Genomic DNA, 23514 nt, shown 5'->3' on the forward strand with positions numbered 1-23514 from the left:
CAAGCTATTTCTGTTATTTAACTCTCTCCGCTTAGAACTTTATCGAATGTTAGATGCAGATCACTTGTAGTATTTATGGAATTAAAAATGACGAGGCGTACGTCACAGTTAAAACTTATTGTAGTACAAGTTATCTCTGGTTCTGGTTAGAATTCCCCAAAATTACATATAACATTAATTTCATAAGGGTTAACGATGGATCTCAATACAGTTATTGTTGGCGTCTATTTCCTATTCTTAATAGCAATAGGGTGGATGTTCAGAACGTTTACAAGCACGACAAGTGATTACTTCCGAGGTGGCGGTAGTATGCTTTGGTGGATGGTTGGTGCGACGGCATTTATGACACAGTTTAGCGCATGGACATTTACCGGTGCCGCCGGTAAAGCGTACGCGGATGGTTTTGCGGTAGCCGTTATCTTTTTAGCCAACGCATTTGGCTACTTAATGAACTACTTATACTTCGCACCTAAATTTCGTCAACTACGTGTTGTCACGGTAATTCAAGCTATTCGTATGCGTTTTGGTAGCTTTAACGAGCAGGTATTTACCTGGTCAGGTATGCCAAACAGCGTAATATCTGCAGGTATATGGCTAAATGGTTTGGCTATTATTGCTTCAGGTATTTTTGGCTTTGATATGACGACAACGATAGTCCTAACCGGTCTTGTTGTTCTTGTTATGTCAGTTACCGGTGGTTCTTGGGCCGTTATCGCTTCTGATTTCATGCAGATGGTTATCATTATGGCAGTAACGGTTACCTGTGCGGTGGTTGCTATCATTCAAGGTGGTGGCGTGGGTGAAATAATCGCTAACTTCCCAACAGATGAGGGTGCTTCTTTCGTATCTGGTAACGATCTAAATTACTTAAGCATCTTTGGCATTTGGGCATTTTTCATTTTCGTTAAGCAGTTCTCTATTACCAATAACATGCTTAACTCTTACCGTTACCTAGCGGCAAAAGATTCTAAAAACGCCAAAAAAGCGGCGCTACTTGCTTGTGTACTAATGACGATTGGTCCTGCAATTTGGTTTATGCCTTCTTGGTTTATTGCAGGTCAAGGTGTTGATTTAGCAGCTATTTACCCTGATGCAGGCTCTAAAGCTGGTGACTTTGCTTACTTGTACTTCGTTGAAACCTTCATGCCAGCGGGTATGGTGGGTCTTTTGATTGCAGCTATGTTTGCCGCAACCATGTCTTCTATGGATTCAGGCCTTAACCGTAACTCTGGTATTTTTGTTAAGAACTTCTATGAACCAATTTGTCGCCCAAATGCGACAGAAAAAGAGTTGGTTGTTGTTTCTAAGTTAACCTCTACTTTCTTTGGTATTGCCATTATCTTAGTCGCACTCTTTATTAACTCACTGAAAGGTCTAAGCCTGTTCGATACTATGATGTATGTGGGTGCCCTTATCGGTTTCCCTATGACTATTCCTGCTTTCTGTGGTTTCTTTATTAAGAAGACACCTGATTGGGCTGGTTGGGGTACGTTAGTTGTTGGTGGTATCGTCTCTTACTACGTCGGCTTTGTTATTACGGCAGATATGGTCGCTAACTGGTTTAACCTTGAGCCTCTAACCGGTCGTGAGTGGTCAGATCTTAAAGTAGCGATTGGTCTTATTGGTCACTTAGTGTTCACTGCGGGCTTCTTCTGTCTTACTACTTTGTTCTACAAGCCATTAAGTGCAGAGCGTCAAGCTGATGTTGATAAGTTCTTTAATAATCTGCACACGCCATTGGTTGCTGAGTCTGCAGAGCAAAAGGTACTGGATAACAAACAGCGTCGTATGCTAGGTACACTTATCGCGGTTGCAGGTGTGGGCGTTATGTTGATGTTTGCTTTGCCTAATCCATTATGGGGTCGTTTTATCTTCATATTGTGTGGCGCTATTGTCATGTCTGTGGGTCTGCTATTAGTGAAGGCCGTTGACGACACGACGGAAGAGTTACGTGAGCAAACGGCTGAGTAATTTGTAAGCTATTCTTAATTTGGTGCGGGTGTTATTGCCCGCCTTTTTTTGCCCCATAATCGACGAGACAAAAAATGAAAAAAACTGCCATTGCTTTAGCTGCAACGTTTGCTTTGTCTGGCTGTAGCTTATTTAGTGATACTGAACAAAAAACCATGACCACAGCGGACGTGAACCGTTCAGTGTTACTAGACAGTGAACGATTAACTGTGATTGATCGCGACAGTATGGAAGAGGCGTATCAAGGTGAAGTTGTGCAATTGCGTAACAAAATCCTTAACGCGAAAGAGGGTGATGTCATTGAGATAGAGGCGGGCAAGTATCGCAATCTTGGTCAACTGACTATCGAAGCGAATAACGTTACAATTAAAGCGCGAAAGCCTGGTACAGCTTGGATCACTGGCTTAGTTCAGTTTGAGCTAAAAGGTGACAACATCACTATTGATGGTTTGGTCTTTACTGAAGGGGGGCCAAACGAACGTTTTGGTGGGGTTCGCATGATGGGTGATAGTAATATTTTGCGTAATTCAACGTTTTACTACTTCAATGATGATTACCCATACCAACCCGATACTCGTCGCTCTGAATACCCGAAATACCTTTGGGTTTCCTTATGGGGCAAAGAGGGTCAAGTGGTCAACAACCGTTTTGAAGGCAAACAAAAGCGTGGCACTTTAATTGGGGTGCAAAAGAATGAAACCCCTGATAACCATATTATTAAACACAATATTTTTGTTGATCAAAAGCCCAACCAATACAATGAGTTTGATATCAAAGAAGCGATTCGATACAACGGCAACAGTTGGGAAGCGATTCGTATTGGTGATTCAAAGTCATCGCAATGGCCTTCAAACAGCCAGTTTGTAGAAAACCTGTTGGTGGGTATGGATGGTGAGCGCGAACTGATCTCGATTAAATCGGGTGGCAATGTTATTGGTGGTAACACGATTTTTGCTAGCACCGCCTTGATATCTCTTCGCCATGGTAAAGCCAATGTGGTTGAAGATAACGTCATTTTAGGAAACAAAAAACGTTTAACCGGTGGGATGCGTATCTATGATGAAGATCATGTGATTCGTAATAACTATATTGCGAATACTCGCGGTCGTGATGGCTTAATTGCAGGTAACGCGGATCTTCGTGGTGGTATTGTTATTAATACGGGTATTATCGATGTGGCTAATGGTGAACAACTTGACCAATCTGTTAAGGGAAAAGAACTTAACAAGCAGTGGACACCTAAGAATATCGCTATCGAGAACAACACATTAGTTGATACAGAGTGGGGGATTGTCTATGGCAACCAAACTCACCGTGTGAGCTTGTTCGACAATAAAGAAGTAGAAAGCATTTTTTCTGGGGTAGATATCAGATTTAAAGGTAATTTAGTGGATAACTCGGCCAACCCAGAGTTTGTTGCGGTACGCGCTTCTGCTGATTTCCCACTGCGTGATGCCACATATTCTGATGAAGTGTATGTGGGGACAGTCACCGAAGCGGGGCAAATTCCGGCATACTCCGCTGAACTGCCCTCTATTACCACGGTAAATGGCTTTGAATCTGCACAAAATGTCGGAGCGGATGTGTCTAAACTGACCATTATTACTGCAGATATTGCAGGACCAGACTACGTAATTAAATAAAATATAACCACGTAGATGGCTAGGTAGAAGCAAGGCGGGCATGTTTACTCATGCTCGCCTTTTTCTATTTTTATGGCTTTTTACCCTCACGGCAAATAACAACCCAGTCTAAGGCTGGATTACCTATAGTGTGGGGGAATACAGTTCATTGTGTTAAATGTTTATAACGTCTATTTGTTCGTCTGAGATTGTGTAATTAGCTGTGAATTATGAGTGAATGGCTATTAATGGTGCTATTTCGCGCCTAAAAATAAGAGCAGTGACGCATAATGGTAATGATTTTTTTCTAATATTGATTATAATGCGCGCGATAAATCAACGAATAAGGTAAATATGAGCGATTGCGATGAATCCAGTTTATTGGATAGTATTATAGAAACACTCGGTATTATGGCGTTTTGTTACATTGCGTACACGGCAACAAAAGCGCTGGTGTCACTGTTGTTTGTGGTCGTATCTTGGGTTATGCGCGGGGTTTACTATGTCATTGCAGGGCTACTTATCGCCCTTGATCACGTTATTTATGATAAAAAAGATAGAAAGTCTGCATTTAATGTAGATAACATAATGCATCCACGCCATTCTCGTGCGTTAGTGAATGATAAAAGTCGACATAGAATTACGATTGGCTTGATGGTGATGGGCTTCATTGGTGGTGTTTCAGCCACGGTATTGAACTCGGCAGACTACCATCAACATACAACCGTCGCGGAGACCGCCCAAGTAACCGCTAAATCTCTTAATGTAAGGCGTCATCCATCGGCAACGGCTCAGGTTGAGTTTAAATTGATGCATCTCGATTTGGTAAAAGTCTTTAAGCAATCCGACTCTTGGTCTTATATTCAAGCGGGACAGGCGAGAGGATGGGTCGCTTCTAAATATCTTGCTCAAACTAAAAGCCGAGCAAAAAAATTGAGTAAACAACTGGCTAAGTTAACTGTTGAGAAAGCGAATGCGCGAAACCTGCCTTCCATGAAAGGAAAGGTATTGTTTCAACTGCAAGGCGATGGTTTTGTCAATATTTTAAAGCAGCAGCAGGGCTGGTCTTTAATTAGCACCAATGGTTATGAGGGTTGGGTTGCCACTAAATTGTTAGCGAGTCAATAATCGTCGGCCTTGTAATAACAAATTATGCCTCGGTCAAATACAGCTAAAATCCTTGGCCGAGGGGTATTAACCTTGCTCATTGGGTCCTAACATACCCTTTAAGCTGATATGCTTGCATTGGCTTTAGCCGTAATGCATCGTTCTAGTTGATGCTTGATAACCTGCTTATAGACTTTAAATATTTGTAAAGAGAGCTCACTTGTATCGCAATACAGCGTTGAGATTGTAATTTCTTTACTTGATGCAGGGTTTTGACTAAGAGTGGGAGTTTGGCCGTATACAAGGCAATGAACCGAATGAGTTAATTGTTCGGTGAGCGTGTTTAACGATTGTTGATTGCTGAATCCCGTCTTGTCAAAACGGCGTATTTTGGAGACTAAGTTATGTGCTCTGCCAACCATTAATTTTGGATTACGTAATCCATTTTGTATCGCGGACCCAATACTGATTCGGTATTGCGTGAGCGCATCCAGTATATCTAATAATCCTTGCCATTGATGGTTGTATTCCACCATCGACAGTTTCATCCCTTTTAAGCTCATTAACACCGCGCAATCACAGCAAAAAAACAACAAACGAATGACCTGCCCATGAAGCACTAAATGTTTAGACAATGATTGTTGATGATCATTTTGGATTAATTGGTGCAATCGAATGGCTAAAATACGTCGTTCAGGACCACTTCCAAGGTAGGGGTAAGCGGCAACTCTATTACTTAGAGTATTCAGCGTGTCTTTAGCTTTAGCAATGGCTATAGCATCCACTTTTTGCTGGGTTAACCTCTTGTACATGAGAGAACGATGTAACCTTACCGCTTCAATTAAAGAAAACACCAACTGAATGGTTTGAAAACCTTGAGACAGAGTTGTTATTGATGGATTAAGAGCCTTTCTTGTACTGTTGTGCTTGATAAGCAACATGTTGCTTGATATGTCCATAATAGCCATCCTTAATGTTCACATAACCTAATCGCATTCATGATTAATATGCAACTAAAGTGCCAATAATTAAGTTGCTGATATTATAGGCTTTACCTTTGTTATTGACATTTATAAAGGGCTATTTTAGTGCGTAACTGCTTATTTAAAGGGCACTGAATATGACATTTGTTCACAACCTAGTGATTACAATTTACGAGGAGATAATGTGGAATAAGTGTTTGAATCGACTAAGGTGTGTACAGGTAGTCATAATTTAGTGGATCACTATGCATGAGGATTGGGCTGCGCTGGGAATTGCGGCGCTAGGGATTGTGGGGTTGGGTTGCCAATGGTTGGCATGGCGATTGAAGCTACCCGCGATTTTGTTTTTGTTGCTGGCTGGGATAATCGCAGGCCCTATTAGTGGATGGCTACAGCCACAGATCATCTTTGGTGAGCATTTTTTTGCTTTGGTCTCTTTAGCGGTGGCTGTCATTCTTTTTGAGGGAAGCCTAACGCTTAAGTTTTCAGAAATAAAAGAAGTGAGCAATACGGTTTGGAGCATTGTCTCTATTGGCGCGTTGATCTCTTGGGCGGTCACCAGTATTGCGACGCATTTTTTGTTAGGGTTTGACTGGTCTATCTCCTTGTTGTTTGGCAGTTTAACGGTTGTGACAGGGCCGACTGTTATTGTACCTTTGCTTCGCACTGTTAGGCCCAGTGCTCGGTTGTCGAATATTCTTCGATGGGAGGGGATCTTAATTGATCCTCTTGGTGCTCTGTTTGTGGTGATGATCTACGAATTTATTATTTCAAGCAGTTCTGCGCAAAGCATGACGGTGTTTGGTTTAATTATCTTGATTGGATTTGGAGTAGGCGTTGCTGCTGGAGCGGGTGTAGCGAGTGTACTTCGTCGCGGTTGGTTACCTGAATACTTGCAACCTTTTGCCGTATTAAGCATTGTTCTTGCGGTGTTTGCAGGCTCAAATTATCTTGAATCTGAAGCCGGGTTACTCACTGTGACTGTGATGGGGATCTGGCTTGCTAATGCAAAAGAGGTCAGTATTCAGCATATTTTGCATTTCAAAGAGAATCTGACGGTGATGTTTATTACAGGTCTCTTCATCATTTTGGCCGCCCGAATAGATCTTGAGGATTTTCAGGCTCTAGGTTGGAGCGCTGTAGTTTTGTTTGTTGTGATTCAACTTGTTTCTCGTCCTTTATCAATTTTATTTGCGACATTACGTAGCCAATTACATTTCAAAGAGAAGGTTTTTTTGGGCTGGGTTGCGCCTAGAGGGATTGTGGCCGCTTCTATTTCTGCTTTGTTCGCCATTAAGTTGTATGCGTTTGGTATTGAAGATGCCAAATTACTGGTACCTTTGGTCTTTATGGTCATTATTGGCACGGTAGTGTTACAGAGCATTTCAGCCAAACCTGTCGCTCGATGGTTGGATGTAGCAGAACCAGCCCCTCGTGGATTTTTGATTATTGGTGCTAATGATGTGGCGCGACCGATTGCGTTAGCCTTATCTAAATATGATTTACGTGTGGTTGTTGCCGATTCAAATTGGGATTATATCAGTCAGGCAAAAATGTCTGGTTTGGAGTTCTATTATGGTAACCCTACCTCTAGCCATGCGGATGAATATTTAGATTTAATTGGCATAGGGCATGTGGTGGCTCTGAGTCCCGATAAGCATTTTAATATAATGGCGTGCATGCAATACCGCTCTGATTTTGGTGGACATCGAGTTTTTTGTTTAAGGGATGCAAAAAACAATAATGATTTTAAGCACATGGTAAGTAAAGAAGCTTATGGGCAGATATTATTCTCCGCCAAGCATAGCTTTAAAAAGTTAGCCACCTTGATCAATCAAGGGGCTGAGATTAAGCATACCAAGCTGAGTGAAAGTTTTACCTATCAAGATTACTTGCAGCAATATAATAGAAACTTGATTCAGACTCTGTTTATAGTGACTCGCTTGAACCGAGTCCAGATGGTGTCTGAGGGACAGGTGTGCTCTCCTGAACCCGGTGAAATCATAGTGTCTTTAATTAAAAAAGCGTGGGTAGGCGAAGATAGACGAGATCATTAAGTTGAAGCTATTATGGACAATATTCACCATAATGATTGGTGTTAAAGAGCCTTTTTTATTGTTGTAGATCCTCATATTATTCGCTCCATCGACAACGCTTATGAGGAAATTCATTATGTCACACCCAATTATCAATGATTTGAATGCTCGTTACACCGCTAAGAAATACGACACTAATAAACGCATTTCAGCTGAAGATATGGAAGTACTTAAAGAAGCTATTCGCTTATCGGCGTCATCAATTAATTCACAGCCATGGAAGTTTATTGTCATTGAAAGCGATGCGGCTAAACAGCGCTTTCACGACACCTTTGCGAATATGCATCAGTTTAACCAACCGCATGCAAAAGAAGCTTCTCATATCATTTTATTCGCCCACAATCCGACCTTTACGAAAGATGATTATCGTAAAGTGGTAGATGCTGAAGTGAGTTCTGGCCACTTACCTGCCGACATGTATGACACAATGCTAAATGGGGCGTTCGGTTTTGTTGAAAATAATACCGATGAAACGGGCTTTAATGGCCATTGGACAAAAGCTCAAACCTATATCGCGGTAGGAAATACGTTACATACCCTAGCTCGCATGGGTATTGCATCTACTCCAATGGAAGGCGTTGATCCTGCACTTATTGGCGAAATTTTTTCTGAAGAATTAGATGGTTATCAATGTGATTTTGCTCTTGCTATCGGTTACCACCTTGACGGTGAAGATTATAACTATGGAAAACCTAAAGCACGTTTAGCAACAGATGATGTAATAACAGTTGTTTAATTAAAAGCAAATCACTAAAAAAAGGGCTAGGTGAGAACCGAGCCCTTTTTTCGTTTTTCAGAACTAATTTTTAGAGGACAGTCTAATTATTTGCTTGTGATAGTGTGGCAAATTAAAGGGACAGTCTGATTATGAATAAGCCTACACTTATACTTATGTATGCATGAGGCTTTATTTGTGTAAAAGATAATCACATTTTGTGAACTATGACGCTTAAAGACTTAAAACAGACGGTTTCATTAAAAACCTTATTGTAATACAATTAATCTAAGTTGCTGAAGGTATTAGTTAGTTGTTCGTGAAAGTGGTACGACATCTAGACTTTTAATTACCTTTAGTGAGGTATCCATTCAATAAAGAGAACATCAATATGTCTAATAAAGTAGCATTTATTTCTGGCGCAACAGGTGGCATTGGCTTCCAAGTTGCTAAACGTCTTGGCCAAGATGGTTATACAGTCATTCTTAACGGTATCGAAGATGACAAAGGTGCAGAGCGTTTAGTTGAACTTAAAGAAGCGGGTATCGAAGCTGAATACTACGGTTTTGACGTAACTGATGAGCACGCAGTAACTGCTAACATCAACACTATTGGTGAGAAATACGGTCATATTGACGTTGTTGTAAACAACGCTGGTGGCTTAGGTGGTCGTAGCCCAATCGAAGGTATGGAAACAGATTTCTTCCGTAAAGTTATGGCTCTTAACTTGGACAGTGCATTCTTCGTATCTCGTGCTGCAATCCCATTTTTGAAGAAGTCTGAAAATGCTTCTATCATCAACTTCACATCAAATGCAGCTTGGAATGCCGGCGGCCCTGGTGCTGGTATTTATGGTACATCTAAAGCTGCTGTACACACTTTGACTCGTGCATTAGCAAAAGAACTAGCACCTGCAAACATTCGTGTTAACGCTGTATCTCCTGGTACTATCGATACTCCTTTCCATGCTCAAATCAAATCAACTAAACCAGAAGTATTTGCTTCTTGGGCTAATAGCATCATGCTTGGTCGTCTAGGCCAACCTGAAGAAGTTGCTTCAGCAATTTCTTTCTTAGTAAGCAAAGACGCTTCGTTTATTACTGCTGAAACACTACAAATCGGTGGTGGCCAAGCTCTAGGTATTTAATATCTAGGATTAGTGTAATAACTAATCGGTAAGCATAATCTTGAAACTGCAGTTCAAATATGGACTGCAGTTTTTTTTATGTAAATGAGTGAAATAACAGAATAAAGGACACACACCTTACCTACCGCTAAAAAAATGAAGGCAGAAGCAGAGGGTGGAGGTTAAGGTATAAAAATCAGCTATTAAAAAATGCCACTATGGCTGAATAATTGATATGGATGCATCAACATTATTAGTTAAGTTGTTTAACCCATCGGATACATGTGTATTTTCGATTTACCAAGTAGAGTTGTAGCGTGTTTAACGTCATCACTAGAGCCAATAGCAGTAAAGCGTGATCTTTCTAAATATTTGCATGTATACAACCAGCGTTTTCGTTTTAATTTTAATCGATCGAGAATGGGGGGGGCCTGGTTATTAATAGAGGATTTTCCTACTCTGAATTCTCTAGCTGTCCAATCGACCAGTTGAAAGTAATCAAATGCAGAAAATGGTAAACAATCTGAAGCTTCATTGAGCGCTTCATTATAAAATGGTTTGAGATGACATTTGCCCATTGTATTTTGCTTTATGTGGCTTACTCGAGCCTTAAATGATGTAAATTGGGACTCTTCTGGTGTGCTGGCTATTCCTGCTCGAACAGGGTTTAGATCTACATAAGCCATTGCTGCTAAAAGCGCTGTATCATTGAGCAACGCTTGGCTTTTAAAGCGACTTTCCCAGAAGTGACCTTTGCATTTGTCTTCCTGGTTTGCTTTACAGGCGATATAGTAATTTAACTCTTTCATAAACCAACTTAAACTCCATAAGCGGTCACGCCATTTATCAATAATAGAGAGACATTTACTGTTATCTATATTGCTAATTACTTTTAGTTGAAGCCAATCTTTAATGATAGTTGGAATTTTATGATTAAGGCTCCACCGCTCTACGACTTCTTCATCTGACAAAGCTAAAGCCTGTGCTTTATCAACACAAAGAACAACGTGATAGTGGTTACTCATGATGGCATAAGCGCAAATATGAACACAATACATATGGGCGAGTGACTTCATTTTGCTTTCTACCCATCCTTTGCGGTGTTCATAATTAGTTTGAGTACTATGGTTTCGGCCACACAGATAACTTTGTCTAACGCACCGCGATACGCAATGGTAGTAGGGGGTTGCCTCTATAGATATCAATTGTTTTCTGGCTGTTGTCATACCGATGCCCACAGAAATTCATGTTAGATATTAATAAATAGCCTAAATAGAGAATAAAGGTATCAACAGAGTCTAAATCAGTTGCAATTCATACTTGAATGGTACTAAAGGTGCTTGAGTTGAGAGTAGGGTGTGGCTATGAATCTAAAAATGTAAGGTGTGTGTCCTAGATATGTTAGGTGTGTGTCCTAGATATGTTAGATATAAAAAATCCCCAATTAAGGGGATTTTTTAATGTTGGTCGGTGTGATATATGCTGCTTACTGAATTTCAGAAATTAAGTTATCAGACCATTTTTTGCTTGCGCTTTCTTGGCTGATAAGGCTAGAAGGTAGTTGTTTTAAACCTGATTTATCAATTAGCTGCTGCATGCTATCAAAGCTAAATTGGTTTTCATGATCGAGCAAATTTTTCGCTTTATTTGCATCTTGACCGTGCTTAACAGTTGCACTAGTTACATAAAGTGCATCGCTTTTTAGATCTTTAGTTTCAATAGCGAAGCTAGAGTCATAACCTTTATTATCTTGATCAGCTTTGCGCAATTCAATGCGGCCGAAGTGTGCTTTTTTATAGTTGATACCATGGGTATGTTGGAAATCTTGATTGATTTGAATGCCATCAATTTCTCTAAATAGCTCAGCTACACCACCGTGATTATCAAAATAAACTTGAATAGAAGTCACTTGTGCATTCACACCAAGATCTTTACAGACATTTGTGTCATGGATTGTTTTGATCGTAGCTTGCTTATCCATTGATTGTAAGTTGGCCTTCACTGTGCTCACATTATAGGCTTGGTTATCTGGGTCATTTGAGGCTACAGCATAGCAAGTATCTACTGGGGCTCCGGTATCTGAGCTTGGAAGTTCAAGGGCAATTGTCGTAGCGATAATGTCTTGAGTCAGTTTATGTTTTTCATGTTTAATAGCATTATCCACAGAATCAGAATTACAAGCTGATAGCAGAGAGGCCGTGATAACAGCTAAAGTAAATGCAGGGATCTTTTTCATTTTTATTCCTTAGACAAGCGTTTAATTAATAAACAGACGTGACGAATTTTCGATAGCATAGGGAATATGTGATGAGAAAGGACAAACGGAATCTTAATTCTTAAAAAACAATAAGCAATCAAAATACCTGATGGAAAAGTAGAGAAAAGGTACCGTATTTTGAAATCGGTACCTTGTTTTGTTGGTTAGTTGAATCAATCGTAAATGGTTGGAATTGGCTTACGTTTGTGCTGTGTACGCTTATAAATATTGATGATGGTTTGTTTAGCCTGCTCAGCTAATGGCTTTCCTTCAAGAAAGTTATCAATATCATCATAGGTAACGCTGAGAGCATCTTCGTCGGCCTTTTGCGGATCCAGTTCTTCGAGATCGGCGGTAGGGATCTTAGTGACTAATTGCTCTGGTGCACCCAATTGTTTCGCTAATTGGCGAACTTGTCGTTTACTCAATCCAAATAGTGGCGCCAGATCACAAGCTCCATCGCCAAACTTGGTATAAAAGCCAGTGATATTTTCAGCTGAGTGATCAGTTCCTAAAACTAACCCTCCCACATAGCCTGCTATTTGATATTGGGCGATCATTCGTGCTCGCGCTTTGACATTGCCTTTTACAAAATCAATCTTTTCTGGGCTGTTTGGCATTAAGCCGGTATTTTGCAATGCAACGCCGGTGGCACTATGCAACCCATTGACACCCTCTTCAATATTCACCGATACTGAGTGAGAAGGTTGAATAAAAGAAAGTGCAAGTTGCGCTTCATCTTCATCTTTTTGTTCGCCGTAAGGTAAACGAACAGCAATAAATTGATAATGGTCTTTATTCTCCGCGTTGAGTTGGTTTACCGCCAGTTGTGCTAGGCGCCCACAAGTAGTTGAGTCCACTCCTCCGCTTATACCCAGGATGAGAGATTTACAGCCTGCTTCACGCATTTTTTCTTTTATAAAGTTAACGCGTCGTTCAATCTCAAAGTCAACGTCGATGCTTGGCAATACACGCATTTCTTGGCGAATTTCTTGTTCCATGAGTTAAATGTCCTAAAAATTAAAAGGCAACTTTTGCTATCATATTGCAAATTCACATTGGGCTCAATTTACAACATGGAAGAGAAAGCGAAATCATGAATAAAATAGCGGTGTTTGGTAGTGCATTTAATCCGCCTAGCTTTGGTCACTTGAGTGTGATTGAACGTCTATCTCATTTTGATCAGGTGTTACTTGTACCGAGTATTGCTCATGCATGGGGGAAACAGATGCTCGACTATACAGAGCGTTGTTCTATGATTAAGGCATTTATTAGTGATATCCCTTGTAGCAATGTCAGTTTGTCATGCATTGAAAAAGAATTAGAAAATGGACAGGGGCCAGTGACCACATTTCATCTGCTCTGTGCGTTACAAATGGCCAACCCGAATGCTGAACTGACTTTTGTTATCGGACCCGATAATCTTTTTAATTTTTCAAAGTTCTATAAATTTGAAGAAATAATGCGACGTTGGAGTGTGTTGGCTTGTCCAGAAACCGTTGCGATTCGGAGTACAGAAATACGCGAAAAACTGGTGCAGGGTCAAGATATTCAACATTTGACCAGTGAAAGCGTGGTCAAAATATTGCAAAACAATGACTTATACCGCATTATTTAAACGGGTATGAAACCAGTTTGATTAAGGGTGTAATGGAACGTTGTGGCGCAGTTTAAGCGAATATTAGCATTGGTATGTGGCACTTTTATGGCTGCAAGTTCTGAAGCTTGCGTTGTCGATCGCGATCCGTCTCGTTCAATTGTCTTAATTGAATCAACACTTGAACTTTGTGAAGAGTTTATTGAAACAGTGGATGAACTTGTGGATGATCTGTTGGTTTCTACGCATCTTAAAGAACAATCGACGACGGTGGGTTACTGGTCTGAGTGGATGTTACAAAATGTTGACGAGCCTTTATTGACGCAACGCGTAGATGAGGGGTTCTTTGGCTTAGGTATTTATCGTCCTTATGAAATGACAGATAATGATCCTGACCTTTCTTACGAGGATTGGATCAAAACTCATGGCTTACAATTGAGTGTAGGCATTGGTGAAAAAAAGAAAAATGAGCCACGAGTGAGACTGGACTACCAGTGGCACGAACGCCATGAGGATGTGATTCATGTGCAGGTGGAGGTTCCCTTCTAAATAAAGGTGACTTTTACTTTCCTATTTTTCCTTCTTAGTCACCTTTCTGTGGGCCTAAAATCGCCATTCTTGCCATTCTATACCCTTGTTCATTACCGGAAAATAATTGTTGAGCAATATAGCCATCTTTCTTTCCTGAAAGGCGCAGTTTCTCTGCTTCCTTTATCCTCATAACCATTTGGTACTCTGCTGAAAGAGGCTTGTTATGGCTATCCCATTGATTTATTTTTTGACTGAAGGCATTCATTTGCAGATTAGGGTGAATCTCTAATAGCTCATACTCAATGGCAGTTAGCAGTATCTTTTGTTGCTCTGATTGAGGGGGAACCTGTGTTAATTTATTAACTAAGGCCACTAATAACGCACTGGGTTTTATATAGCCTGCTTGGCTAGAAAATAACTTGTTGATACGTTGCGATACTGCCACGATATGACAGCGAGTATTTGGAAAGTAGCTCATTGCCGATAGGCAATTAGCGGGTACCCAAAATGAATCACCTGCAACTATAGCGTATTCTAATTTGCCTAAGCGAAGGGTAATGACGCCTTCTGTCACATGGATAAGTTGATGCTTAAGCGTGGGTTTTCTAGAGGTGAGCGTCAGGTATTCAAATTGTTTTTTTTCAAACTGTATTGCGTAATGCATGTTGTATAGGGTGCGTTCAACAAATTTCACTTAGGTTATCGCGTTATGCTGTGCCCTGCCAACCCCAAAGCCCATTAATCAGTGATAATATCCAGTTATATGGTCAGACCTTATAAATTCATACATCAAACTAGCTGAAAATTGTGGTGTAAATGCGTAAAATCGACGTGATTTTAAGTAAACGATGATGAATATGTCCACTGATAACGATATCTATAAAGAGATTAGACCCTACAACGATGCAGAGATTGCGCCTGCGATCCAACGACTAATTGAAGATGAGGAATTTACCTCTGCAATTTTAAAGCATAAATTTTCTCACTACCCGCAATGGTGCCAACAATTAATGTCACCTTTGGTTAAGGTATATCTAAAAAAACGCTTAGGTAGACTGACTTCTGTGGATTCTGTTCAGGTCGAAGTTGAACAATATTTACAAAAGGCACTGGATGCAACGACAGATGGGGTAACGTTTGAAGGTCTTGATAAGCTTGATCAAAGTACTCCTTACCTATTTATTTCTAACCATCGCGATATTGCGATGGATCCAGCATTGATCAACTATGGTTTGCACCATACCTCACATAAAACAGTACGTATTGCTATTGGTGATAACCTGTTAAGCAAACCTTGCTCTACTGAGTTGATGAAAATAAACAAAAGCTTCATTGTTAAACGTTCTGCTAAAGGGCCTAGAGAGATGTTGAAAGCCTTAGGGTTATTATCTTCTTATATTAAGCACTCTTTAGAAACGGGAAATTCGATTTGGATTGCCCAAAAAGAGGGGCGAGCTAAAGATGGCAATGATTTTACCGATCCCGCGATCATTAAGATGATTCAGCTTGAAGGGCGCAAGCGTAAAATGTCTTTTGCTGAGTATGTTAAATCACTCAAAATTGTACCCGTAGCCATTTCTTATGAGATTGATCCCTGTGATATTGCTAAAGCCAAAGAATTGCATGAAAAGGCCACTACTGGGCAGTATCAAAAATCAGAATTTGAAGATATTAGTAGCATAGTACAGGGCATTACGGGTTATAAAGGTCGCGTAAATATTAGCTTTGGTGATGTGATTACGAAAGATATTGACGATCCTGACACTTTGGCTGACGAAATTGATCGACAAATACATGCAAATTATAAAATTTTCCCAATCAACCTTCTTGCAGCAGGGGTTGAAGATAGCAGTATTAATCAGGTAACACGTGATAAGTTTAATCAGAAGTTAGCGCAATTGGATGAGGCTGCGCGTCCATTCTTGATTGATGGTTATGCAAATCCTGTTCGTAACGTATCCAAGGATAACTCGTTAGAAGTTGTCGCATAACACGATAATAAAAAGTGAGTTGCTTTGTAAAAGTGATTGCCTGGATAGCCGTGTAATGAGGGTAGTTTCGCAGGTGGTGAATAAAAAGGGTCGAATGTGATTCGACCCTTTTTAATAAGTAAGGATTAGCGTGAAAGAGTACGGCTCTTAAGATCGAAAATCAATTTTTCTGCACTTACTTCAAACTTCAATTTGGCATGAAGTTCGAATTGTTCGTTTTCCACAATTTCAAAGCTATGCTCAACAGCGCTATTCACTGTTTTAGCCAGTTCGACGTACTTTTCAAATTCCGCTTCTACAGCTTCTTTAGTAGAAGAAAATAGAGATACTTCAGATACCTCGTCACCTTCATTGATAATAAAGCCCATTTCACCGGCTACACCACATGCTTCACATACTTCAGGTTCTTTTATTACTCTTGACATAGTCAATCTCCTGTAATGATTTGTCATCAGTGTACATAGCATCGAGGTGTTCATCTACAAAAATATTTGTAATGATTAAACTTAAATTTGAAAAACGTGTATTGAGAATGTCATTTTGTCATTAGATTGTCAGGATAAAGTGCCCATTATTGAATCTTGATTACATCTATATGAGTATGAAGTCCAACTTAGATATCGACGTTAGACAAGGCGAAGCAATGCCAAAACGCAGTAAAGAAGATACGGAAATTACGGTCAACAACATTATGGATGTCGTTGTAGAACAACTATTAACCATTGGTTATGACAAAATGTCGTATACCACTTTGAGTCAAGCAACGGGGATATCCCGTACAGGTATTAGTCATCATTTCCCCAAGAAAACAGACTTTACTAATGCCTTAGACAATAGAATTTTTTCTTTACTACTGACACATTTAAATTTTGAATCGGATCTAAAAAGTTTTACTCAAAGCTGGCTATCTTCCTTAGAGGCATCGCAATTTATGGCGATTATACGCCTAATGTTTCATCACTTAGTTATGTTTGATAGCGCTCATGAATTTACCCAAAAAGGAATGAATCGCCTAACTATGCAGTTAAAAGAACGTTATGGCGAAGCAGGGAAAAAGGAATTGGAGCGCTTACTCGGGTTAACGGTAATGAAATTAGCTTGCTAGAGTAGCGTTAAGGTACTGATGAGATACCAATGTATGTGTTTACTCAATGTTTTTTCGTTCCCGATCATAGACTTTAATTGAGGACACACACCTTACTTTAAGGTGTGTGTCCTTTTATTTAGAAGCCATGGAGTGACGATCACTAACATGAGCTCGTAAAATATAAGGTGTCTGTCCCTTTATGTAGTTTAACGTAGTCTTTAGGGAATGAGGTGTGTGTCCTTAGTCGGTATTTTTGTATAATACATTCATACGTAATTTATTGAGATATTCCTATGGCACGTACAGCCCATGCACTACACATTTTGGTTAAGCATAGAGATAAAGCGGAAGATATTATCAAGCAGCTAAAGAAAGGTGCTAAGTTTCAAACGCTTGCTCGTAAATATTCTACTTGTCCGTCGGGTAAAAAGGGCGGCGATTTAGGTGAGTTTAGACAAGGGCAAATGGTGCCACAGTTTGATAAAATCTGCTTTTCGGGAGAAACCTTGGTTCCTCATTTAGTGAAAACTAAATTTGGTTGGCATGTCGTCAAGGTGCTTTACAGGACATAGTGGTTAGAGTCTGCAAAGCCATAGGTAAGATGGTTTGTGACCACCTTAAACATTATTTTCGTATTAAGTGTTGAGATAATGCATTGAAATGAACATGTTACTAAGGTGCTTTACAGAACATAATCGCCACTTAAACCAACAAAGAGCGAACAATCGAGTTCGCTTTTTATAGCCTTATGAATCACATTTGAATGCAGCCTCAAGTGCAACGCCATCCTCGAACTGTTCAAAACAGACATTGTTGGTGAAATCTTCATCTATTTTACCTAAAAATTATAAATATCCATACTTGTTCATACCTTACTTTGAAAACCATCTAAACTGTTTTTAGAGGATTGTATTACAAGGATTTTTTATGAACTCTTCGCAAGATTTTTCTAAGCATGCTATCGATGCCTTTATTAAGATAATCATTGTTGGTGTGTTGTTATTTTGGTGCTTTCAAATCTTGAGGCCTTTTGCTTTATTGGTTATTTGGGGAGCGATTATTGCCACAGCCCTTTTTCCTGTGGTCAAAGGTATTCAAAGTAAAACCGGTTTGTCACAAGGTAAGTCCAGTTGGTTGCTTTCGTTGTGTGGGGTAATGTTGTTGGTTTTTCCTGCTTATTTGGTAGGAGATAGCTTGTTTAGTACGGCCGGAGATGTGTACCAGCAAGTACAAGACGGAAATTTACAGCTAAAAGCCCCTTCGGAGAGCATTAAGTCTTGGCCGGTAATCGGTGACAAACTGTACGCAACTTTACTGGGCTTTTCGCTCAATTTAACTAAGGCTTTATTGCAGTATTCTGATCAGTTAAAGGATGTTTTAGGCACCATAGCGTCTGCAGTGGGGAGTGTCGGTGGTAGTGTTGTGCAGTTTGTCATTTCGCTACTTATTGCGGGCGTATTTATGTCCAATGCCCAATCTTGTGAAAAGTCTTTCCATCAAATTTCTGTTCGCTTGGCTGGCGACTATGGCGCTCAGTTTACTCAGTTATCGGTTGCAACGGTGCGCAGTGTGGTGCAAGGCGTTATTGGTGTGGCTGTGATCCAATCATTGATGGCTGGCATTGGTTTGTATTTCGCAGGTATTCCATTTGCTGGATTATGGATGCTTGCTGTTTTGGTGGTGGCCATTATACAGCTTCCCCCCATTTTAGCGTTGATCCCGGCTCTATTTTTTGCGTGGACGACGGATACTACCTTAGTTGCGGGCATATTTACTGTGTGGTGTGTTTTAGTGAGTGCCAGTGATGCAATATTAAAACCCATGCTCATGGGGCGCGGCACAGATATTCCTATGCTAGTGATTTTACTCGGTGCCATTGGTGGCATGGCCATGTCAGGTATCGTGGGGCTATTTGTTGGGGCGGTAGTGCTGGCGGTGACTCACAGATTGTTTATTGCGTGGTTAGCCCAGTCGGATTCTGGCGTTAACCAAGGTAGTGAGAAGCCGTAATGAGCAAACTATCGCAGCGAGATAATTTTTTATATTTGTTTGTTGCTCTGGTTATTTTATTGGCTGGATGCGCGGTGATGGAGCAGTTTTTTGGTACTGGGCAGGGCGTGATTTTAGCCGGGCTACTCTTTTGCATGTCGACCTCTATTTTGGGGATAGATAAACAAAAATCCACCACCCGAGGTTGGCTTGGCTTTTTGGTCGTGCTGGTGTTTATTTCGTCTTTGATCTCTATTTTTGAAACGATAAATTTGGCCATGTTGTCGCTGGTGGCGTTAATTCTATTTATTGGCCAGTATCTAAAACATGCGACTAAGCTGATTTTAACTGCGCCAGAAATAGATAGAAATCAAATAGTAGGCTCTATCTGCATCTACTTAATGATGGGCCTGTGGTTTGCTTTTGTGCAGCTATTGTTGCTAGAAGTACTCGACGGTGGATTTAATGGTATTGAATATGGACCTTGGTTAGACAATTTATCTAAGATGATCTATTTCAGCTTTATTACGATGACATCGGTGGGGTATGGTGCCATTTCCCCGAGCGAACCGCTAACGCGATTTGTTGCGTATTTTCAAGCCATTGCCGGTGTGTTTTATCTAGCCATTTTAGTCTCAAGCCTAGTGAGCGCGGGACTCACCCAAAAGAACAACTCTTAACTAATGGCGTTATTCATCCAAGGAGCGGCTAAGTGCCTCTCTCCTTGGTGAGTATGTGATTTACTCTTGGGTTTGTAGTTCAGTGAGCGTTACTTCTTCGTTAACCTCACCTAATGTGACAAATAACGAGTGGCCGGAAATCATCAAACTAAGATCATTCGTTCTTTGTAGTGCGTGAGTTAACGCTTCAATAGGAGCAAAATCCAATTGAGTAATGGATACGTTTAACTGGCGCAATGCGGCTTGATTTTTACCAAACCACACATCGGATTTATTTTCATTAAAAGTATAAATATGAGTGTGTTTGGATTTGCGCGTCGCTTTTTTTATTCTGTCGCTTGACGGCTCACCAACATCAATCCAAGTCAATATATCGCCAATATCGGACAACTCCCAAATATCAGGCTCATCTTGATCGGATAACCCTTTAGTGAAGGTTAAATGTTCTGTGCTGTTGAGGCAAAAAGCCAACAAGCGAACCATCATTCTGACTTGGTTTTCAGACGGGTGTTTCGCCACAGTGAGGTTTATATCAGAATATTGGTTGCGATTTGTGTCTGCAAGGTTAACACGGAACTTATAGATTGTGGGTTTGAGCGCCAAAGTAGGATTCCAGAAAATAGGATGTAGGCGTGTGATTATATAGATAATAGGGGATAAAAGTAAGCCAGCAAGGTACTGGCTTACGAAGCTCAGATTATACTGCGCGAATTTGTTCTGCTTGTGGGCCTTTTTGACCTGTAGTAACAACAAATTCAACTTTTTGGCCTTCAGCAAGAGTGCGGAAACCGTCACCTTGGATAGCAGAGAAGTGAGCGAATACGTCTGGACCGTTTTCTTGTTGAATAAACCCAAAACCTTTTGTTTCGTTAAACCATTTTACGGTGCCAGTAACTGTGTTTGACATTGTCAGTTTTCCTTTGAGATATAACTAAATTTAGCCTGTTGCGACCATTCTAAGCGCAAGTAATAAGTTATTTTTACTCTGAAATACATCGTGCTGACAAGTCGTCAACGCTTCAATTAAAGAACAAAAACAAAATTTTCTTACCCGATTTAGTGTATAGAGCAGAGGTAATAAGTCAATAAAATCACCGCAGTAGCGCAGGAGGTATTGTTCAATTCTGTTATGTATATTCAACTTTTCTCATATAAATTTTAATCTTGTCATCAATGTAACCAGATTGTCATTATACAGTGTGTTGAGTTCGCACCGTCTCCCTGTACAATAAGACAAATTAAAAAAAGGACGTGATTATGAAAGCATCGGTATCTTGGGTTAATGACTTTAAATTTATCGGAGAATCCCAGTCGGGTCATTCCATTGTTTTAGATGGTAGTGGTGGTAAAACCGCACCTAGCCCAATGGAGTTGGTACTTATTGCCGCAGGTGGGTGCAGTTCTGTGGATATGGTGGACGGCTTAAAAAGTGTCAATCAAGATGTTACGACGTGTGTAGCCAAACTCTCTGGTGAGCGCCGCGAGATCGCACCTAGATTTTTTACCACGATTAATATTCACTTTGAAGTTTCAGGAAATGATCTCGATCCTGCGATTGTAGCGAAAGTAGCCCAAGACTCTTTAGAGAAATATTGTTCAGTGTGCTTGATGTTAGATAAGGCAGTAACACTGACACATTCTTGGGAAATTGTATAAATACCAAAAAAAAGCCCCGTAGAGCGCAGGCTCATGGGGCTTTATCAATGTCATTTTAATCGCAATTATGCGTTTGTTGCCGGCTCAGTTGTTGTAGACTGATTCTCTGGTCGTTCATCTTCATGATTTTGATAGTAGTATTCCCAAATGTCATACTTTTCATCATCAGACAATTCACAATAAGTCACACGGTTACCATTCTCCGTGGCACGCTCGATATCATGATTTTGTTGTACACAATACATAGAGGCTTTGCTTGTAATTGGATCCCAGTCCTTGACGGTGTACTCATCAGGCTCACTTGCACAACCCGCTAGTAGCACAGTGCCTGTCATTACAGATAAAAGAAGTGCTTTCTTCATTATTATTGGCTCCAAAGAACTAAATTGTTTTAGTTTATCTGAATTAGTGTACGAGATATCTTAATTAATTCAATAGTTAACCATGGCTTACATGCTAAAATAATTGCCAGTTCCCCCATTTAAACCTCGTTTATGCGCCATTTAAAAACCGTCGTTCACCCTCAACTGACCGATCTTGCTAGCCTGCGTATTATGCAAAGGCGTGCCACTCGGGCCATAGTGCTTCAAGGAGAGGTCATCTTGCTACTTTACACTGAGCGTTATCACGATTATTCGTTACCTGGTGGGGGTGTTGATGAAGGTGAAGATCTACAGGCAGGCTTGGTACGTGAACTTGAAGAGGAGACAGGGGCGAGAAACATACGCAATATCCAACCCTTTGGTGTGTTTGAAGAGTATCGTCCTTGGTATAAAGACGGTGCCGACGTCATGCGTATGTTCTCTTATTGTTATACCTGTAGTGTAGACGCTCAACTAGGAGCGCCTAATTTTGAAGATTATGAGATAAAAAATGGCATGCAGGCCGTGTGGATTAATATTCATGATGCGATTGCGCATAATCAACGAACCCTATCAGACAGTGATAAAAAAGGTCTCAGCATTGAACGAGAAACGTTTTTACTGCATTTGATAGCGAAAGAGCTATTATGATTTTTGGTTTCTAATCAATTGCTTGAGCTCATCAATTTCACTATGTAGAGCATCAAGCTCCCGTTTTAATTCTTTACGTTCTTTGGCTTCATTTTGGCTAGCTTGCTGATCTTCTTCGGTCATAAACCAATTGGCCACAAGCCCAGTAAAGGTACCAAATAGGCCCACTCCTGCGGTCATTAATACGGCGGCTACCGCTCTACCTTGTGGTGTGACAGGGTAGTAATCTCCGTAACCTACTGTGGTAATAGTCACAAATGACCACCAAAGTGCATCGCTGGCATTTTGGATATTGGACTCAGCTAAGCCCTTTTCAAACTGCAAGATACCAATTGCGCCAAAGATAACCACCAGTACAGAGATACTGGCGACGATGGAAAAGGTGCCTTCACGGCGGTTATGGAATAAATAATAGAGGATGATTTTGGTCGAGCGAATGGCTTTTAGCATACGCAAAAACCGGACTAGGTGAATAAAACGGCCATAACGTAAAGCGTCCACCATTGGGATACTCGAAAGAAGATCAATCCAGCCCCATTTCATAAAGGCCATTTTATTAGGGGCTCGATGAAAACGATGCAGAAAATCCGTTAAAAATACCATACACACTAAGCTATCTATGGTTGAAAGCAGTTCTCTGGTATCAGGATCAAGCTGAAAGGCATTTTCAACAAATAGTGCCAACAATACATAGACTGACAGAACTAAGGTTAAAAATTGCAGCGGGCCAAGCTCATGTTTTGCTTGTCTTAAGTGTATGCTCATTGTTTGGCTAGTTAATTGTAACAGCAGTGCCTGTAGCACTGACCATAAGCATGCCGTTATCTTTACCTAAAACTTGGTAGTCGATATCAATACCTACGATGGCATTAGCGCCCATATCTTGGGCTTTTTGCTGTAACTCTTGCATGGCAATGGTACGAGCTCGCTCTAATTCTTTTTCATAAGTCCCTGAACGTCCGCCGACGAAATCACGTATACCTGCGAACATATCTTTAAGAAAGTTGGCTCCTAAAATAACCTCACCAGACATCACGCCGTGATAGTGAACAATGTGTTTACCTTCAATGGAAGGGGTAGTCGTCATTAACAT

The 23514-nt window shown here is 40.5% G+C and carries 26 protein-coding genes; 15 read left to right on the forward strand and 11 right to left on the reverse strand.

The window, feature by feature from the left end; all coding sequences use genetic code 11:
• The first annotated feature begins 195 nt into the window (after positions 1 to 195).
• The 3 genes from OCU56_RS13255 (at position 196) to OCU56_RS13265 (ending at position 4721) form a co-directional block, all read left to right on the forward strand.
• On the forward strand, positions 196 to 1971 hold the full coding sequence (locus OCU56_RS13255; RefSeq protein WP_261875225.1) for a sodium:solute symporter family protein: 1776 nt from the start codon (positions 196 to 198) through the stop codon (positions 1969 to 1971).
• A 74-nt stretch (positions 1972 to 2045) separates the two neighbouring features.
• Positions 2046 to 3614: a polysaccharide lyase 6 family protein gene (locus OCU56_RS13260; RefSeq protein ID WP_390904874.1), complete on the forward strand. Its 1569-nt coding sequence runs from the start codon at positions 2046 to 2048 to the stop codon at positions 3612 to 3614.
• 333 nt (positions 3615 to 3947) lie between these two features.
• Entirely contained in the window at positions 3948 to 4721 is a 774-nt protein-coding gene (locus OCU56_RS13265) for an SH3 domain-containing protein (RefSeq protein ID WP_261875226.1), read from the forward strand.
• A gap of 98 nt (positions 4722 to 4819) precedes the next feature.
• On the opposite strand, the gene OCU56_RS13270 is transcribed toward OCU56_RS13265, so the two are convergent.
• On the reverse strand, positions 4820 to 5659 hold the full coding sequence (locus OCU56_RS13270; protein ID WP_261875227.1) for a hypothetical protein: 840 nt from the start codon (positions 5657 to 5659) through the stop codon (positions 4820 to 4822).
• A gap of 269 nt (positions 5660 to 5928) precedes the next feature.
• On the opposite strand from OCU56_RS13270, the gene OCU56_RS13275 reads away from it, so the two are divergent.
• The 3 genes from OCU56_RS13275 (at position 5929) to OCU56_RS13285 (ending at position 9641) form a co-directional block, all read left to right on the forward strand.
• Positions 5929 to 7740, forward strand: a complete 1812-nt coding sequence (locus OCU56_RS13275) for a cation:proton antiporter (RefSeq protein ID WP_261875228.1) — start codon at positions 5929 to 5931, stop codon at positions 7738 to 7740.
• A 115-nt stretch (positions 7741 to 7855) separates the two neighbouring features.
• Positions 7856 to 8515, forward strand: a complete 660-nt coding sequence (locus tag OCU56_RS13280) for an NAD(P)H-dependent oxidoreductase (protein ID WP_261875229.1) — start codon at positions 7856 to 7858, stop codon at positions 8513 to 8515.
• A gap of 370 nt (positions 8516 to 8885) precedes the next feature.
• Entirely contained in the window at positions 8886 to 9641 is a 756-nt protein-coding gene (locus tag OCU56_RS13285; RefSeq protein ID WP_261875230.1) for an SDR family NAD(P)-dependent oxidoreductase, read from the forward strand.
• A 245-nt stretch (positions 9642 to 9886) separates the two neighbouring features.
• Here the strand turns inward: OCU56_RS13285 and OCU56_RS13290 are convergent, their stop codons facing one another.
• The 3 genes from OCU56_RS13290 to nadE form a co-directional block, all read right to left on the reverse strand.
• Positions 9887 to 10696, reverse strand: a complete 810-nt coding sequence (locus tag OCU56_RS13290) for a transposase (protein WP_261875231.1) — start codon at positions 10694 to 10696, stop codon at positions 9887 to 9889.
• A 410-nt stretch (positions 10697 to 11106) separates the two neighbouring features.
• Positions 11107 to 11856, reverse strand: a complete 750-nt coding sequence (locus OCU56_RS13295) for a hypothetical protein (protein WP_261875232.1) — start codon at positions 11854 to 11856, stop codon at positions 11107 to 11109.
• Between the two features lie 194 nt (positions 11857 to 12050).
• Complete coding sequence (nadE, locus tag OCU56_RS13300) at positions 12051 to 12878, reverse strand: ammonia-dependent NAD(+) synthetase (protein WP_261875233.1); 828 nt, start codon at positions 12876 to 12878, stop codon at positions 12051 to 12053.
• 95 nt (positions 12879 to 12973) lie between these two features.
• On the opposite strand from nadE, the gene OCU56_RS13305 reads away from it, so the two are divergent.
• Together OCU56_RS13305 and OCU56_RS13310 are read left to right on the forward strand one after the other, a co-directional pair.
• Positions 12974 to 13495: a nicotinate-nicotinamide nucleotide adenylyltransferase gene (locus OCU56_RS13305; protein ID WP_261875234.1), complete on the forward strand. Its 522-nt coding sequence runs from the start codon at positions 12974 to 12976 to the stop codon at positions 13493 to 13495.
• An 87-nt stretch (positions 13496 to 13582) separates the two neighbouring features.
• On the forward strand, positions 13583 to 14023 hold the full coding sequence (locus tag OCU56_RS13310; RefSeq protein WP_261875235.1) for a hypothetical protein: 441 nt from the start codon (positions 13583 to 13585) through the stop codon (positions 14021 to 14023).
• 34 nt (positions 14024 to 14057) lie between these two features.
• Here OCU56_RS13310 and OCU56_RS13315 read toward each other — a convergent pair whose 3' ends face one another.
• Positions 14058 to 14699 (reverse strand): hypothetical protein, encoded by a 642-nt coding sequence (locus OCU56_RS13315; RefSeq protein ID WP_261875236.1) that lies wholly within the window; start codon positions 14697 to 14699, stop codon positions 14058 to 14060.
• Positions 14700 to 14862: 163 nt separating this feature from the next.
• On the opposite strand from OCU56_RS13315, the gene OCU56_RS13320 reads away from it, so the two are divergent.
• Positions 14863 to 15996, forward strand: coding sequence for a 1-acyl-sn-glycerol-3-phosphate acyltransferase (locus tag OCU56_RS13320; protein WP_261875237.1), 1134 nt, complete (start codon positions 14863 to 14865; stop codon positions 15994 to 15996).
• 125 nt (positions 15997 to 16121) lie between these two features.
• Here the strand turns inward: OCU56_RS13320 and OCU56_RS13325 are convergent, their stop codons facing one another.
• On the reverse strand, positions 16122 to 16421 hold the full coding sequence (locus OCU56_RS13325) for a YfcZ/YiiS family protein (RefSeq protein ID WP_261875238.1): 300 nt from the start codon (positions 16419 to 16421) through the stop codon (positions 16122 to 16124).
• Between the two features lie 218 nt (positions 16422 to 16639).
• Between OCU56_RS13325 and OCU56_RS13330 the strand changes: the two genes are divergently transcribed.
• The 4 genes from OCU56_RS13330 to OCU56_RS13345 all read left to right on the forward strand — a co-directional run bounded on the left by OCU56_RS13330 (position 16640) and on the right by OCU56_RS13345 (position 19752).
• Positions 16640 to 17101, forward strand: a complete 462-nt coding sequence (locus OCU56_RS13330) for a TetR/AcrR family transcriptional regulator (protein WP_261875606.1) — start codon at positions 16640 to 16642, stop codon at positions 17099 to 17101.
• Between the two features lie 275 nt (positions 17102 to 17376).
• Entirely contained in the window at positions 17377 to 17655 is a 279-nt protein-coding gene (locus OCU56_RS13335) for a peptidylprolyl isomerase (protein WP_261875239.1), read from the forward strand.
• A 355-nt stretch (positions 17656 to 18010) separates the two neighbouring features.
• Entirely contained in the window at positions 18011 to 19093 is a 1083-nt protein-coding gene (locus OCU56_RS13340) for an AI-2E family transporter (RefSeq protein ID WP_261875240.1), read from the forward strand.
• Positions 19093 to 19752 carry a potassium channel family protein gene (locus OCU56_RS13345; RefSeq protein ID WP_261875241.1) on the forward strand — a complete coding sequence of 220 codons (660 nt, stop codon included), beginning with the start codon at positions 19093 to 19095 and terminating at the stop codon, positions 19750 to 19752. Before OCU56_RS13340 ends, OCU56_RS13345 begins: the two co-directional genes overlap by 1 nt.
• A gap of 60 nt (positions 19753 to 19812) precedes the next feature.
• Here OCU56_RS13345 and OCU56_RS13350 read toward each other — a convergent pair whose 3' ends face one another.
• Positions 19813 to 20355, reverse strand: a complete 543-nt coding sequence (locus OCU56_RS13350) for a YaeQ family protein (protein ID WP_261875242.1) — start codon at positions 20353 to 20355, stop codon at positions 19813 to 19815.
• Between the two features lie 94 nt (positions 20356 to 20449).
• Positions 20450 to 20659: a cold-shock protein gene (locus OCU56_RS13355; protein WP_017029576.1), complete on the reverse strand. Its 210-nt coding sequence runs from the start codon at positions 20657 to 20659 to the stop codon at positions 20450 to 20452.
• A 350-nt stretch (positions 20660 to 21009) separates the two neighbouring features.
• Here OCU56_RS13355 and OCU56_RS13360 point away from each other — a divergent pair, with 350 nt between their 5' ends.
• On the forward strand, positions 21010 to 21408 hold the full coding sequence (locus tag OCU56_RS13360; RefSeq protein WP_261875243.1) for an OsmC family protein: 399 nt from the start codon (positions 21010 to 21012) through the stop codon (positions 21406 to 21408).
• A gap of 65 nt (positions 21409 to 21473) precedes the next feature.
• Here the strand turns inward: OCU56_RS13360 and OCU56_RS13365 are convergent, their stop codons facing one another.
• Positions 21474 to 21770 (reverse strand): putative hemolysin, encoded by a 297-nt coding sequence (locus OCU56_RS13365; protein ID WP_261875244.1) that lies wholly within the window; start codon positions 21768 to 21770, stop codon positions 21474 to 21476.
• A gap of 132 nt (positions 21771 to 21902) precedes the next feature.
• On the opposite strand from OCU56_RS13365, the gene OCU56_RS13370 reads away from it, so the two are divergent.
• On the forward strand, positions 21903 to 22421 hold the full coding sequence (locus OCU56_RS13370) for an NUDIX hydrolase (RefSeq protein WP_261875245.1): 519 nt from the start codon (positions 21903 to 21905) through the stop codon (positions 22419 to 22421).
• On the opposite strand, the gene OCU56_RS13375 is transcribed toward OCU56_RS13370, so the two are convergent.
• Positions 22416 to 23186 carry an ion transporter gene (locus tag OCU56_RS13375; RefSeq protein ID WP_261875246.1) on the reverse strand — a complete coding sequence of 257 codons (771 nt, stop codon included), beginning with the start codon at positions 23184 to 23186 and terminating at the stop codon, positions 22416 to 22418. The two genes, OCU56_RS13370 and OCU56_RS13375, sit on opposite strands and share 6 nt — an antisense overlap.
• A 7-nt stretch (positions 23187 to 23193) precedes the next feature.
• Entirely contained in the window at positions 23194 to 23514 is a 321-nt protein-coding gene (locus OCU56_RS13380; RefSeq protein ID WP_261875247.1) for a heavy metal-binding domain-containing protein, read from the reverse strand.

Origin of the sequence: Vibrio rarus, assembly GCF_024347075.1 — a bacterium.
GTDB classification, from domain to species: domain Bacteria; phylum Pseudomonadota; class Gammaproteobacteria; order Enterobacterales; family Vibrionaceae; genus Vibrio; species Vibrio rarus.